Genomic DNA, 12,238 nt, shown 5'->3' with positions numbered 1-12,238 from the left:
AGTGAATAGCTACGCTTTTTAGTTGCTTGTAGCCTTGCTGATAAGATTATTATACCATGTTATCATGCGCATTTCTGTCGCTGCGCATGCTGACTGTATCTAGGCTTGTAATTTTGTTTCTAGGGCTTGAGTTAGCACTTCAGAATAATTTACTTTTTCACGATCTGCTAATCTTACTAACCATTCAGGGACAGTCACATTCTTTCTAATGGCTTTATTGTTGCGAATAAAAGGGGTGGGGTCTGCTTGTATCATGCTAACAAAGCCGCCTTTAACGGTTAAAGTCATGATGTCACTAGGTTTTGGCATATCTAATCCTTCGTCTATGTAAGCAGCTAAAACACTCTCAAGCATTTCACGGGCATTTTTCAAGGCTTCTTCAACATTTGCTCCTTGTGTGCCTCCTCCGAACTCTGGAAATTCTACCCAATAAGAACCGTCTTCCTCTTTATGAAAAATTGCTGGATATGATTTTAACATAGTCTGTTACCTCCAAAAATGAAAGATAAGGGGGATTATTTCAGCCCCAAATCTTTCAGGATTTTGCTTTCTAGCCCTTTCCCTAAATCCTGGTTTCCATGAATTGGGATAGTCACTATATAATCAAAATCTTTATGTTTGAAATGGTGATGACTGCCGTTCTGTCGGATTTCTACCCAACCATTTTTCTCGGCTAGCTTTGCCATTTCTTTTCCTGTAAGTGGCATAGTGTACGTTACCTCCTTACATTTTCTATTATACACATTATGCGCATTGAAAGCAAGTGGAAAGAAAAAGTTTTTTAACTGATAGCATGTATAAAATACTGCAGTTTAGCATTTGGCTATAGATTGATAATAAGGTTCTAAAAACGGAACGATTTTGCGCCAAGTCTCCCTCGCGACTGTTCCCAAATAGTTCGGCGGGTCGCTGGGTAAACGCCCTTTGTTCTGCCGATAGTAAGGATTTTTAACCAAGCAACTTCACCTCCTAATCCGTCCTCCATGACACCCCTTAAAGATCTGAAAAATTAGCGCGTGATGTAAGATGATATCTTGTCGCGGCTCTCTTGCTCTCGCAAGGGTGCGGGGGGTGTTTTAAAAATTATTCTCTCTTTCCTATTGCATTCAAAAATTTCAAAAAGGGAATTTTTTGCACAGAAGAGGGCAGCGTTCTTTCATTCCGAATAAACCCTACCCCGTTCAAAAAAATAGGGGGCAAATAGCCCCTGTATCTTGGTTTGTATAAATACTGTTTCAACCCGTTACGTAAGGTTTAAAGACAAGTAATTCACCAGCTTTATACCATTCTGCAAACTCTAATAATGCCTTGCTTTGTTCTCTGTAAAATTCCGATTCAGACAAATCTAATTCCATGTATATACAGATATTGCTACACTGTCTTGCTTTGCAAAATCTTCTAATCAATATTTCTTTGTACACATCACTAGAAAGCAAACTAATAGCATTGTCTATCTCTGCTATCTCTCTTTCTGCGTCTAGCTTTTTTACTACAAAGGTTTCAAGTCCGTTGCTTGGCTGATTGTTCTTGCTACGTGGTTGGTCTGAAAAAGCACTGGCGCTCCGCAAAGTGTATTCACTCCCAGCAATTCGACACAAACGGCGATAAGCCTGTAAAATCTTTTTAGCCTTGGCTTGAGTTGCTTTTTCGTCAATCTCTCTAAACAATTCCAGCATGTTTAATATCTCCTGTGGTATAATAGTACTATCAAACATTTACCAAAAGGAGCTAGCACAAGCTGGCTTTTTTTGCCATTTTCTGCGCGTGTTCTTTGGATTATCCATAACTCAAATAGTTATTTTCCCTTTGTTCGTTCTTTGTTCAATCACGCGCTATCTTGTTAGATCCTATATTCAATACCTTACCAAAAGCCCGTTTAATTTTCAAGTCTAGCTAAACAATAAAAGAGGCACGCGCCTCTTTGTTATTTCTTAACTTGTTTAGTCTTTAATTGTCGAATTGAATACCGCTTATCTTTGATACTGTAAATCCTGAACGAATTCCCCTCTAAGCCTTTGAGAATGCGGCTATAGTTACGTTCGTTATACACTGTTTTTAATTCATCACCGCTTAGATTGGTATTGATAATTGTATTCTCACGATTGTTAAGTATATCAAATAATAAATCCTGCTCCCAATCATTCTTAGGTTTAATAACCGCATTCTTTGCTCCTAAGTCATCAATGATAAGATAGTCAGGCTTTTTCAAGAGTTCCACGGCATCAAACTTAGTAAAAGCTGCATTCTTACCATAAGTCCAACCATCTTGAATTTTATTAACAATATCTGTAAAGGTTACAAACAGAACGCTTTTAGGCTCATTTTTAGCCTTGCAGTCCTCGTTGATAGCTTTAGCCATAGCGACACTTAGATGACTTTTCCCAACGCCTGTAGAGCCTGTAATCAGCGTATTTCCATTCATACCTTCTAGGTACTTCTTTACCTGATTTTGAGCAAAGGCTAATAGCTGTTTCTCCTCTTGGGTCTCGACTATGAAATTGTCAAATGTTGCTGTTTTTAACTCATCAGGGATTACACTATCACGCATTAGGACATGATAGGTTTTTTGATAGACTTGTTGGTTTGTGGCTTCGTTAGCTAACTCTTGTTCTTCGCGCTGTATATTCTCTCTGACACATTCAGGGCAAAACTCTTGCAACTTACGTTCATCACTTCCCCTAATAGGTGTTGATATTTGCCAATAGTTCACGTTATGAATTGAGCAGACCTTATCAAGTATTTTTCTATTTTGATACTCTTTGAACTGTTCCTCCATGTTTTCACCTCCTTCTAAAACGGGACATCAGGGAAGTTGTCCTGTGTTGGTTGTGCTAATGGCTGTTTCTTAGCCTCGTAAGCTGCTTGATTTTGTTTGACTTGCTCGATAGTCTTTAATCCTTGACCTTGCCAGCGTTCAAGGATTGAGCGCGTGTATCTAATAGACCTACCGTTGTTCAATATGGTTTGTTCAAGAGCATAAAGTAACAAAGTCTGGCCGTGAGTAGCTAGTAAGTCTTCAGCCTCTGTCACCATTGTGCCACTAACAGACATTTCACCAAAAGCCTCTTTTAGTTTTTCAAAGATAATATTTTTACCAACTTCACCAGCTTTTTCTTGCTTTAGCTGTTGCTCTATCTCTTTCTCTATATCTATCTTTATCTCTGTTGGACATGAGTTGGAATTTGTCAAACTTTTTTGGACTTCTTCCAATCCCTCTTTTTTTCTCTGTTCTCGTTTATAACTTGCCCAGTTGGTCTCACTCATTACCATAGCCTTTGCCTGAGGCATTTCTGCATTTTTATCCTTATCAATTTGAATTAAACCGCATTTTGTAAAATATGCTATAGTCATTTCAATATCATCTTCTGAAACATCTAGCTTTAAGGCTAATTCTGCTTTTAAACTATCAAAGTATCCCTCGTAGTAAAGAATGCAGTCACTATCAAGACTTTCAAGCATAAGTCTGATATATATAACTGTCATAGTGTAACCACCCGGTAAAGTTTTAAGTTTTTTGATAAAGATATTATCAAAAAACTTTTTATCAATTTTTAGCCAAAAATAAACTTTTGTTTTTGCCATTGTTCCCCCTAATCTACTCCCAAAAATATCAGAATATCACTTACTTTATAAAAGACTTTGCGAGTGTCTTCTAGTGGTGGGCGATATCGTTTTAAGCCTGCTTTTTCCCAACGTGCCAAGGTTTTGGATTTTATCCCTAGTTCCTCCTTAACCTGTTGGGCTGTCATTAGTCCAAGCTGTCTTGGCTTTGGCTGCGTGTAAGACTGCAGAAAGTTAGAAAGCAAGGTTAGGGCTTCTGCCTTTAGTTGTGTTTCTGTATCTAAGCTAAATAATGCCATACTAACTGCCTTTCAAATATTTGTCTTGTTCGTTCAAGTCCCCATACATGAGGGCGCTGATTCGCTTTTGCTCATCTTGTCGCTGCCTATCTAGTGCTCTGATACCTGCCAGACGTTCGCTGTCATTTGCTGGGATATAGTAACCGCCTGCTAGGTCACGGCTTCCACAAATAGCGATATGATACTTAATTACTAAACCGCGGATAATGCCTCGAACGGTTCGGATATCTAACCCTGTGAGCTTGACAATCTCTTTGCCTGCGCGTGGTCTTTCTGCTCCCTGCGGGATAAGAGCAAGCACGCGTTTATAATTCTCTGGTAAAATTGGAAGCTTCATTCAATCGTCTCTCTTTCTTTGCTGGCTAGGATAATCTGCCCTCTTTCCCACATATCGCAAAAATCCATTAAAGTTTCTAAAACTCGTTCTAGTTGGTTTCGTTCCTCAATACTGTAACAGTCAAATTTATCTTCTAGAGAAAAATCTAACATAGTCTGATAGGCTTCTTCTAGCCAAATACCAAAGTTCTTAGCTCTTTCATTTGCAAGGTCAAACTCTTTTTTATCTGCCATGTTCTGCCTCCATAACCTCTAGCCATTTTTCAATTTTTCTGAGTTGCTTTTTAGTGATATAGCCCCTCCGCTTGTAAGCAATCGCCCAAGCATTAAACAGTTGAGTACAAATACCAGCAAGAAAGAAAAGTAGTAGCGTTAAAATTGCGCCTAGTAGTTCGCTCATTTGTTTAATGCCTCCAGTTCCTTGGGTTTGTCATTGTTTAATAGCAGAAAGGCAATTTTGTCTAGTCTTTGGCAAAGTTTTTCGTTTTGTGCATAAGCAGTCTCAATATATTTCTTAGCTATCCAGTTAAAGGTCGCTGTATCCACTTTTTGCGTTATCTCTAAGGCTTCTAGAGTTAAGTTATTCATTTCTAAGCTGTTCATGATGTCAGTTAGTTCACTACCTAAGTCGATTAGTTTTTCAGTGCTCAATAATACTGTTGTTGTTTTCGTCATGGTGTTTTACCTCGTTTAAATTTTCTTGTATTTATGCCCTTTTTAAGGGGTAGCGCCCTCCGTATGGTCAAAATGTCCTAGATATGGTATAATCTAGCTATAAATCTTTACTAAAACCCTTACGGCTTGCCTGCTGTATTGTTTTAGTATTTGTGTGAAAGGGCTTCCTACTTGGTCGGTTGGTTAAGCCTTTTTGTTTTATTCTGTTTTTAAGCACTCTAATAGGCGTTTTGAGCGGTTGAAACGGTTAGGGATATAATTATATCCTTGAGACATTTCAAGTTGATTTTGGCTATATCTTATTGGCGAAAATCAGCTTAAAATCGATTCTAGCGCTTGCTGCTTATTCAGCTTTTGAGTTATCGTTGTCATTTAAAATATATTCAAGCCCTGTTTTGATAAAATAAAGGCTAGTTAGTGCTTGTTTTTTATCACCTTGTAAAATAGCATTGTTTGCAAGGTCGATCATAGCGTATAGATGAGCTTTTTCTTGTTCGTTTGATAGATACATTTTTTTATCCTCCTTGTTGTGGTCTAAAGACCATGGATTTTATTTCCTGATAAGTCATGCCTAGCTTAATCATAGCAATAGCCATATCTTCTAAGTCTTGAAATCTGGCTAGCTCGGTACTGGTTAGGCTATCAATGCCATTATAGCCACCACGCGCCGCCATCAGTTGGCGCTTATTCATACCGCTAGCACCTTTCAGTAAAAGATTGTTCATTGTACTGTGAGCATGGTTAGGAGCAACCAGCCATATCTCTATACTGTCGTGTAAGGTTTTGCGTTTAGGTCGCTCTAAAGCACGCTGCAGCTTAAACTCTGCCACCTCGTCCCGCATTTCAAAGAATGCTTTGACAAGATTTTCTTTAAAGTTTGCGACTTGCTTGGTGTTTTTTAAGAATGTAATCAGCAAAGTTGCTTGTTGCTCGTTCAGTCGGTAAAGCTTTTCGGGTCTACCCCGCCCATTTAATTTACGCATTTCAAATGCGATTATTCCGTATCTTTCTAAGCGGTCTTTACGCTTTCTAATATGCTCTTATATAGCGTGATGACTAATAGCAGCACATTCAGCAACTATCTCGCTAGTAGTGTACGGCTCTTTCTTGCCGTCCATGTAAACTAATTCCATTGTTTGGCTCCTTTTTATTCTGGTCGGAAATTTCTTCCGAGTAGTTCAATCCCCAGTGGTGAAGCGCCACTTAAGAAATCTGTAAATGTAGTGTAGTATTGCGATTGTGTCTCTCCTTCCTATGTGTTTAAAATACTTTTGCATACTTTTTCTCAAAAAAATATGTCTTCAATGGTTATGTCAGGAAACAATGGTAATAACAAAGTTTTAAACTTTAACTTTTCAGAATCAGAAAAAGAATTTTTTCCACTCTCTTTATTGTAATAAGCTTGCTTACTTATGCCCAATTGTTTTCCTAATTGTTCTTGAGATAAACCCAACATATTTCGATAACCTTTTATCTTATTTACCATTTCACACCTCCTTTACTTTTGCATACCTTGATTGTAACCAATATTTTTTAAAAAGTCAATACTTTTCTTTACTTAAAAACAAAAAATAGTTATAATTTAAATACGAGGTAAAAAAATGGAAGTGAATAATATTGAAGTAGGAAACCGAATTAAAAGTATTAGACTTGACCAAGGTGCAACTATGGAGGAATTTGGCAAAGCATTTAATACCAGTAAGGGGACTGTTAATAATTGGGAAAAGGGGCGTAATTTGCCTAACAAAGAAAATTTGTTAAAAATAGCAAAACTAGGAAATCTCAGCGTTGAGCAGCTATTATATGGCAGTTCTGCTAGAAGTCGATATAACTGGGACTATATCCTAGATTACATGGAAAAAACTAAAGAAGAACTAGATGAAGAAGCTTTTGAAAATACCAAACAAGCTATCGATAGTGCATTTTTTATCAGATCAGACTTGAATGATATTATAAATCTATATAACTATAATCTCCGAAATCCTATTCCTGCTAAGGATTTAAACGGTATGAAAAAATTCTACGAATCACAGGCCAATCTCTTAGAGGAATATATTTCTAGTCTTGACTATACAGAGAATAATATGGATATGATCATGGATTTGGAGATTGAAGCTAACTTTAATCGGAGATATATAGACAGAATTGACCGATATCAAAAAACTGGGATTTGGGCAGAAGACTATCTTGAAGAGTTAGAAAAATTCAAGAAAAGTCAAGAGAATTGAATAATAGCAACAAAAAAGACAAGCTAGTTTAATAGTACCTAACTGAAAATAAGCGAAAAGTTTAGGCAATTACATAACCATTATATCACTTTGGAGTTTAAAAACGATTGATAGCTTACCCACGCACCACACGGGAAAGGAACTGAATCAGCATAAAATTTTACAAAATAAACGCAAAAATATTGACGAAAACATAAAAATATTTTACAATGGAGATACTTAAGGAATAGCTTTCGGAAAAACCTACGGGTCCCGATTGCGGAAGGCATCTCCAGTATAAGGAGGTGTCTTTTTTGGTTCGTCCATTCAAAAACGTACATGAACAACTAAATATTTTACACAATAGAGGACTTAAGCTAACGGATTACCAAAATAATAAACTTTATCTAATGACCAATAATTACTATTCAATTATCAATGGATATAGTCGATATTTTTGGCAAACAACAAATAAGTATTTCCTTGGTACCACCTTCGATGATATTTCCATGTTGTATTTTCTAGATAGAGAGCTTAAGTTTATTTTCTTAAAGGCTATTTTGGAAGCTGAAAAACATATAAAATCAATAACTGCATATACATTAGCAGAAAAGTATAAGGATAATCCCACGGATTATCTATCCACGGACTTCTATACTTACGACTCCAATAGTAGAAACCAAAGTCGAGATGTTACATTTTTGGTAAACAGATTTCAAAAAATCATTTCAAAATATAATAGACAACTTGGAAACAACCCAATAAAGAACCATCAAAGAAATCATGGCGGAATCCCCTTCTGGGTTATGGTGGAACATCTTACATTTGGAGAGCTAAAACTTGTAATCAAATATCTTCCAGCAATTCAAAATACAATTGCCAAACGTCATTACACCTTTATTTCTGAAAAAATGGCAATACAATCATTTTTTACCGGAAATGTACTCTTGTCCTTTATTGAAAACATTTTTGAAATTCGTAATATTTGCGCCCATGATTCACGACTTTTAGATTTCAAATGTAAAAATAACCTTGTTTATTTTCCAACTTTACATGACCGCTACGGAATTCTTCCTAACTCCCCTAGAAGTGACGTATATAATACATTCTTAACATTACAATGTTTTTTAAGTAAAACACAATATGCAATCTTACATAATACGGTATTGAAACGCCTTTTTTATCTGGACAACTACCTTTCAAAAAGAGGGTACCCAATCCATACAAATACTATTCTGAGTACGCTCGGTTTTCCTGATAATTGGCATGTCATCACTATGAAACTACCACAATAATAAACCACAGAAAGGAAGCCATGAACGAATTACAATTTTTAATCTATTCAGCAGATAACAACCAAGAAACAGCTAGCGTTATTATACGCGGGGAAACTATCTGGGCTAGTCAGAAAGAAATGGCTAGGCTGTTTGGTGTTGGTGTCCCTGCCATTAGTAAACACTTAAAAAATATCTTTGAAGAGGGAGAATTAGAAGAAAAAGTGGTTGTTTCCAAAATGGAAATAACCACAAAACACGGTGCAATTGCTGATAAAACCCAAACTAAGGATGTCAGCTATTACAATCTTGACGCCATTATCTCCGTAGGTTATCGGGTCAACTCTCAAAAAGCCACGCGCTTTTATATTTTAAAACGTTAGCAAATGTTAACATTCTATATAGCTCAAGCCTCAACACTCCTCAACAATTAGAAAACACGACCCCTTATGGCATGAAATTAGAATTAAGCAGGCGCATGATTGCTTTTTTGAAAATTTACACAAAATAATTAATCTTCTGGACAAGTTCTTAAAATAAACTGTCGTATGTTGTGCGTCTGTTTAGTTGTGATTTTACTATTCCAATTTAATGCAAACAGAAAGTGTGAAAATATGGATGAATTAATGCAACAAATGGCTGACAAGTTCGGTGATATGGTCCAAGCTGTAATCATTGAAAAGACAAAAGCCATTGATATTGATCAAACACTTCCCTTAGAACTAAATCAAAAGCAGCTAATAAAATTGCTTGGTTGCTCTACCAGTACTCTGGGGCGTTTCTTGCAGTTTAAAGATTTTCCACGAATCGACAGAGGCAGAGGAACACAAATACGCTATCCACGCGACGCTGTGCGAGATTGGTATAACAACAACTGGCATAAGTTATAATTAAAATGTGAAACAAAGCAACTCAAAAAGTTTTAAAATTTCCTGCGCGTGTGCGAATGTGTGTGCGAATAACCTGTTATTAATAAAACCTTTAATAACGCCGTTTCCTAATAGGAGATAAACTTATTTTTCCGCGCGTGTGCGAATGTGTGTGCGAATTGATTGGAGTAAAAATGATAGAATACGATATACAAAAATTGTTATTATCAGGGGAAAGCCAAAGCGTTGAATTTAAAGAAGCTAAAAATTCTTTCCCTAAAGACGGCATGAAAACAATTTGTTCATTTGCTAATACAAATAATGGTCTGCTAATTTTAGGTGTCTCAGAAAACACCAAGAATAAAGATTTTTATATTTCTGGTGTTAATAATTCCGATAAGGTATTGGATGAATTATATAGTTTACTTAATAACCCTAAAAAAATTAATAGAAATGTGGTTAATGAGGAAAGCGTCCAAATCACAAATATAAAAGGAAAAGATATCATCATTATCCCTGTTAATAAAGTAAACTACAAGGAGAAACCAATACATCTCAACGAAAATATAGCATCTACCTATTTTCGTCAAGGAACTGGTGATTTTAGGTGTTCACAAGAACAAATCAATGCGATGTTAAGAGATTCTGCAAAAGAAAGTTTTGATAGTACACTTGTTCAGGATTTCTCTATTTTAGATTTAGATAAAGAAACAATAAATCGATATAGAGAAAAGTTCGACAATATTAATGCTGAGCATCCTTTTTCAAAATTAGATAACGAGCAATTTCTTTTAAAAATAAATGCTTTACGAAGAGATCGTTCAGACAACAAAGTAAAACCTACAGTAGCTGGATTATTGATTTTTGGAACGCATACTGCGATAAAAGAGTTTATTCCTCACTATAATGTAGAATATGTTTTAAAAGAGTTTACCGAAAATAATCGTTTTAAAGACCGAGTAATTTATGACGGTACTTGGGGAGAAGATAATCTTTTTAATTTTTTCTACCTTGTTATTGAAAAATTATATCTAACTTTAAATGATAACTCGAACATTCAAGAAAATTCCATAAATCGAATTGGAATTTCAAAATTACGAATTGCTATTCGTGAAGCATTTGTTAATAGCCTTATTCATAGTGATTATAAGAGTGAAAAAGGGATAATGGTAATTAGATATTCCGACAGATATATATTCACAAATGGTGGAACACTTAGAATTGACCTAAGGGACTTTTTTAGTGGAGCGCATTCTGATCCAAGGAACTATCTAATTCAAGAAATCTTTAGGTTTTTAAATTTATGTGAAAAGGCTGGAACTGGCATACCTAAAATAATGGAAGCAGTTAAGGAAAGTCATTTAAAATATCCCAAATTACAGACTAAATTAGACTCTGTTGAATTTACATTATGGGATACTTCTCTTATAGATAACCTAGATATTGATAATGAATATGAAAAAAAAATATTAGAGTTAATAATTGAAAATCGTTTCGTAACAAGAGAGATCTTGGAAGAAAAATTAAAAATCCATAAAAATACAATTTTAAAATATTTGAAAAAGTTAGTGGAAAAACAAGCCATTGATAAATTCAGATCTGGTAGACAATATGTATATTTTATTGCACAAAACCAGGATCCTGAATTTCAAAAATATAATCATATTGATGCCATGTATTCTCTACTGGAAGAAATGAAACGAAAATAGGGGCGTTCTCGTAGCTCCTAGCATGATATAAACCCAATCTAAAACTTTTACGGCTTGCCTGCTGATAGAAAGGGATATCATGAGAATAACAGAAGTCAAAAAGAAAAACGGTACAACTGTATACCGTGCTAGTGTTTATCTCGGTGTTGACCAGGTAACAGGTAAGAAAGTAAAAACCAGCGTAACAGGACGGACAAGAAAAGAGGTTAAATCAAAAGCTCAACAAGCCCAGATAGATTTTAAACTGAATGGCTCAACCATTCAAAAGGCAGTCATGGTCAAGAATTTTCAAGAGCTGGCTGATATATGGCTAGAAAGCTATAAGCTGACCGTTAAGCCACAAACCTATGAGGCAACATTGAGCAATCTAAGAACCCATATTTACCCAGTTTTTGGGAACAGACAACTAGACAAGATAACGGCTAGTGATATACAAGTTTTTATCAATCAGTTATCAAGATATTTTGAAAACTTTGTGACAATACGGTCAATCATCAGGAGGATTTTTCAGCAAGGAATATTGCTGCAACTTGTCACCAATAACCCAGCTAGAGATATTATACTTCCTAGAAGACAAAAGAAGGCTGATGATAACAAGGTAAAGTTTATTGCTCCAGATGATTTGAAGGCTTTTCTTGATAATCTAGAAAAGAAGCAGTACAAGCGTTATGGTTTGTATTATGAGTATGTCCTTTATCATTTGCTCTTGTCTACAGGGTTACGGATTGGTGAAGTCTGCGCCTTAGAATGGACTGACATAGACCTTGATAAGAGTACAATCACCGTAAATAAAACGTATAACAAAGGCTTAAAGGCGGTTAGTACAGCTAAGACCAAGTCAGCCAATCGAACCATTAGCATAGACAAGAAAACAGTCAATATGTTGCGTCTATACAAGAATAGGCAACGCCAGCTATTTTTCGAGACCGGGGCGCGTGCTCCGTCTGTAGTCTTTGCCACCCCTACAAGAGAATATTTTGATTTGGCAATTAGGCAAAGCGCTTTAGATACCCGTTGTAAAGAAGCAGGTATCCCTCGCTTTACCTTTCACGCTTTCCGCCATACTCACGCTAGTTTATTGCTGAATGCTGGTATCTCATACAAAGAATTACAATATCGCTTAGGTCATGCCAATATTACAATGACCTTAGACATCTACAGCCACCTATCAAGAGACAAAGAAAAAGAAGCAGTAGCTTACTTTGAGAAAGCCATTAGCTCCCTTTAGTCCACAAAAAGGTGAACAAATTGAGTTTTTGATAGCTGTAAACATCATCAGAACCTTATTAAATCAACGTTTAGAAAGGG

At 36.0% G+C, this 12,238-nt stretch carries 17 protein-coding genes and 3 pseudogenes; 6 read left to right on the top strand and 14 right to left on the bottom strand.

Annotated elements, in window-relative coordinates:
- Positions 1 to 99: 99 nt before the first annotated feature.
- The 14 genes and pseudogenes from SanJ4206_RS09345 to SanJ4206_RS09290 all read right to left on the bottom strand — a co-directional run bounded on the left by SanJ4206_RS09345 (position 100) and on the right by SanJ4206_RS09290 (position 6,357).
- Entirely contained in the window at positions 100 to 480 is a 381-nt protein-coding gene (locus SanJ4206_RS09345) for a type II toxin-antitoxin system HicB family antitoxin (protein WP_003027805.1), read from the bottom strand.
- 35 nt (positions 481 to 515) lie between these two features.
- Positions 516 to 707, bottom strand: coding sequence for a type II toxin-antitoxin system HicA family toxin (locus SanJ4206_RS09340; RefSeq protein ID WP_003027804.1), 192 nt, complete (start codon positions 705 to 707; stop codon positions 516 to 518).
- Positions 708 to 842: 135 nt separating this feature from the next.
- Positions 843 to 956 (bottom strand): annotated as a pseudogene (locus SanJ4206_RS10030) (phage terminase small subunit P27 family); the annotation flags it as partial.
- A gap of 279 nt (positions 957 to 1,235) precedes the next feature.
- Positions 1,236 to 1,676: an ArpU family phage packaging/lysis transcriptional regulator gene (locus SanJ4206_RS09330; protein WP_022525218.1), complete on the bottom strand. Its 441-nt coding sequence runs from the start codon at positions 1,674 to 1,676 to the stop codon at positions 1,236 to 1,238.
- Between the two features lie 248 nt (positions 1,677 to 1,924).
- Positions 1,925 to 2,776, bottom strand: coding sequence for an ATP-binding protein (locus tag SanJ4206_RS09325; RefSeq protein WP_003027802.1), 852 nt, complete (start codon positions 2,774 to 2,776; stop codon positions 1,925 to 1,927).
- Between the two features lie 14 nt (positions 2,777 to 2,790).
- Positions 2,791 to 3,582 carry a phage replisome organizer N-terminal domain-containing protein gene (locus tag SanJ4206_RS09320; RefSeq protein WP_003027801.1) on the bottom strand — a complete coding sequence of 264 codons (792 nt, stop codon included), beginning with the start codon at positions 3,580 to 3,582 and terminating at the stop codon, positions 2,791 to 2,793.
- A gap of 8 nt (positions 3,583 to 3,590) precedes the next feature.
- Positions 3,591 to 3,860, bottom strand: coding sequence for a MerR family transcriptional regulator (locus tag SanJ4206_RS09315; RefSeq protein WP_003027800.1), 270 nt, complete (start codon positions 3,858 to 3,860; stop codon positions 3,591 to 3,593).
- Position 3,861: 1 nt separating this feature from the next.
- A complete protein-coding gene (locus SanJ4206_RS09310; protein WP_003027798.1) occupies positions 3,862 to 4,197 on the bottom strand; it encodes a hypothetical protein in 336 nt (111 codons plus the stop codon).
- Complete coding sequence (locus SanJ4206_RS09305) at positions 4,194 to 4,430, bottom strand: hypothetical protein (protein WP_003027797.1); 237 nt, start codon at positions 4,428 to 4,430, stop codon at positions 4,194 to 4,196. The genes SanJ4206_RS09310 and SanJ4206_RS09305 overlap by 4 nt, the downstream gene beginning before the upstream one ends.
- Positions 4,420 to 4,596 carry a hypothetical protein gene (locus SanJ4206_RS09870; RefSeq protein WP_003027795.1) on the bottom strand — a complete coding sequence of 59 codons (177 nt, stop codon included), beginning with the start codon at positions 4,594 to 4,596 and terminating at the stop codon, positions 4,420 to 4,422. Before SanJ4206_RS09870 ends, SanJ4206_RS09305 begins: the two co-directional genes overlap by 11 nt.
- Positions 4,593 to 4,871 carry a hypothetical protein gene (locus tag SanJ4206_RS09300; RefSeq protein ID WP_003027794.1) on the bottom strand — a complete coding sequence of 93 codons (279 nt, stop codon included), beginning with the start codon at positions 4,869 to 4,871 and terminating at the stop codon, positions 4,593 to 4,595. The genes SanJ4206_RS09870 and SanJ4206_RS09300 overlap by 4 nt, the downstream gene beginning before the upstream one ends.
- Positions 4,872 to 5,214: 343 nt before the next feature.
- Positions 5,215 to 5,382 (bottom strand): hypothetical protein, encoded by a 168-nt coding sequence (locus tag SanJ4206_RS09865; protein WP_003027793.1) that lies wholly within the window; start codon positions 5,380 to 5,382, stop codon positions 5,215 to 5,217.
- A 4-nt stretch (positions 5,383 to 5,386) separates the two neighbouring features.
- A pseudogene (locus SanJ4206_RS09295) lies at positions 5,387 to 6,004 on the bottom strand (Rha family transcriptional regulator).
- Positions 6,005 to 6,156: 152 nt separating this feature from the next.
- A complete protein-coding gene (locus SanJ4206_RS09290) occupies positions 6,157 to 6,357 on the bottom strand; it encodes a helix-turn-helix transcriptional regulator (RefSeq protein WP_003027791.1) in 201 nt (66 codons plus the stop codon).
- Between the two features lie 115 nt (positions 6,358 to 6,472).
- Between SanJ4206_RS09290 and SanJ4206_RS09285 the strand changes: the two genes are divergently transcribed.
- The 6 genes and pseudogenes from SanJ4206_RS09285 to SanJ4206_RS09260 all read left to right on the top strand — a co-directional run bounded on the left by SanJ4206_RS09285 (position 6,473) and on the right by SanJ4206_RS09260 (position 12,158).
- Positions 6,473 to 7,099, top strand: coding sequence for a helix-turn-helix domain-containing protein (locus SanJ4206_RS09285; RefSeq protein ID WP_003027789.1), 627 nt, complete (start codon positions 6,473 to 6,475; stop codon positions 7,097 to 7,099).
- A 284-nt stretch (positions 7,100 to 7,383) separates the two neighbouring features.
- A complete protein-coding gene (locus SanJ4206_RS09280) occupies positions 7,384 to 8,373 on the top strand; it encodes an Abi family protein (RefSeq protein ID WP_003027787.1) in 990 nt (329 codons plus the stop codon).
- A gap of 20 nt (positions 8,374 to 8,393) precedes the next feature.
- A pseudogene (gene rhuM, locus SanJ4206_RS09275) lies at positions 8,394 to 8,717 on the top strand (RhuM family protein); the annotation flags it as partial.
- 249 nt (positions 8,718 to 8,966) lie between these two features.
- On the top strand, positions 8,967 to 9,242 hold the full coding sequence (locus SanJ4206_RS09270; protein WP_022525216.1) for a MerR family transcriptional regulator: 276 nt from the start codon (positions 8,967 to 8,969) through the stop codon (positions 9,240 to 9,242).
- Between the two features lie 173 nt (positions 9,243 to 9,415).
- Entirely contained in the window at positions 9,416 to 10,930 is a 1,515-nt protein-coding gene (locus tag SanJ4206_RS09265) for an RNA-binding domain-containing protein (protein ID WP_003027783.1), read from the top strand.
- A gap of 79 nt (positions 10,931 to 11,009) precedes the next feature.
- Positions 11,010 to 12,158 (top strand): tyrosine-type recombinase/integrase, encoded by a 1,149-nt coding sequence (locus SanJ4206_RS09260; RefSeq protein WP_003027782.1) that lies wholly within the window; start codon positions 11,010 to 11,012, stop codon positions 12,156 to 12,158.
- Positions 12,159 to 12,238: the final 80 nt, after the last annotated feature.

This window comes from Streptococcus anginosus, assembly GCF_001697145.1.
Classification (GTDB): domain Bacteria; phylum Bacillota; class Bacilli; order Lactobacillales; family Streptococcaceae; genus Streptococcus; species Streptococcus hominis.
The sequence above is the reverse complement of the archived record's forward strand: the minus strand, read 5'-3'. Positions and strand labels throughout refer to the sequence as shown.

Excerpts from the sequence above, each read along its gene's own strand:
- SanJ4206_RS09325 (WP_003027802.1), bottom strand. The coding sequence starts at position 2,776 with ATGGAGGAACAGTTCAAAGAGTATCAAAATAGAAAAATACTTGATAAG.
- SanJ4206_RS09320 (WP_003027801.1), bottom strand. The coding sequence starts at position 3,582 with ATGGCAAAAACAAAAGTTTATTTTTGGCTAAAAATTGATAAAAAGTTT.
- SanJ4206_RS09310 (WP_003027798.1), bottom strand. The coding sequence starts at position 4,197 with ATGAAGCTTCCAATTTTACCAGAGAATTATAAACGCGTGCTTGCTCTT.
- SanJ4206_RS09265 (WP_003027783.1), top strand. The coding sequence starts at position 9,416 with ATGATAGAATACGATATACAAAAATTGTTATTATCAGGGGAAAGCCAA.
- SanJ4206_RS09870 (WP_003027795.1), bottom strand. The coding sequence starts at position 4,596 with ATGAGCGAACTACTAGGCGCAATTTTAACGCTACTACTTTTCTTTCTT.
- SanJ4206_RS09305 (WP_003027797.1), bottom strand. The coding sequence starts at position 4,430 with ATGGCAGATAAAAAAGAGTTTGACCTTGCAAATGAAAGAGCTAAGAAC.
- SanJ4206_RS09345 (WP_003027805.1), bottom strand. The coding sequence starts at position 480 with ATGTTAAAATCATATCCAGCAATTTTTCATAAAGAGGAAGACGGTTCT.
- SanJ4206_RS09330 (WP_022525218.1), bottom strand. The coding sequence starts at position 1,676 with ATGCTGGAATTGTTTAGAGAGATTGACGAAAAAGCAACTCAAGCCAAG.
- SanJ4206_RS09285 (WP_003027789.1), top strand. The coding sequence starts at position 6,473 with ATGGAAGTGAATAATATTGAAGTAGGAAACCGAATTAAAAGTATTAGA.
- SanJ4206_RS09865 (WP_003027793.1), bottom strand. The coding sequence starts at position 5,382 with ATGTATCTATCAAACGAACAAGAAAAAGCTCATCTATACGCTATGATC.
- SanJ4206_RS09340 (WP_003027804.1), bottom strand. The coding sequence starts at position 707 with ATGCCACTTACAGGAAAAGAAATGGCAAAGCTAGCCGAGAAAAATGGT.
- SanJ4206_RS09300 (WP_003027794.1), bottom strand. The coding sequence starts at position 4,871 with ATGACGAAAACAACAACAGTATTATTGAGCACTGAAAAACTAATCGAC.
- SanJ4206_RS09290 (WP_003027791.1), bottom strand. The coding sequence starts at position 6,357 with ATGGTAAATAAGATAAAAGGTTATCGAAATATGTTGGGTTTATCTCAA.
- SanJ4206_RS09270 (WP_022525216.1), top strand. The coding sequence starts at position 8,967 with ATGGATGAATTAATGCAACAAATGGCTGACAAGTTCGGTGATATGGTC.
- SanJ4206_RS09315 (WP_003027800.1), bottom strand. The coding sequence starts at position 3,860 with ATGGCATTATTTAGCTTAGATACAGAAACACAACTAAAGGCAGAAGCC.
- SanJ4206_RS09260 (WP_003027782.1), top strand. The coding sequence starts at position 11,010 with ATGAGAATAACAGAAGTCAAAAAGAAAAACGGTACAACTGTATACCGT.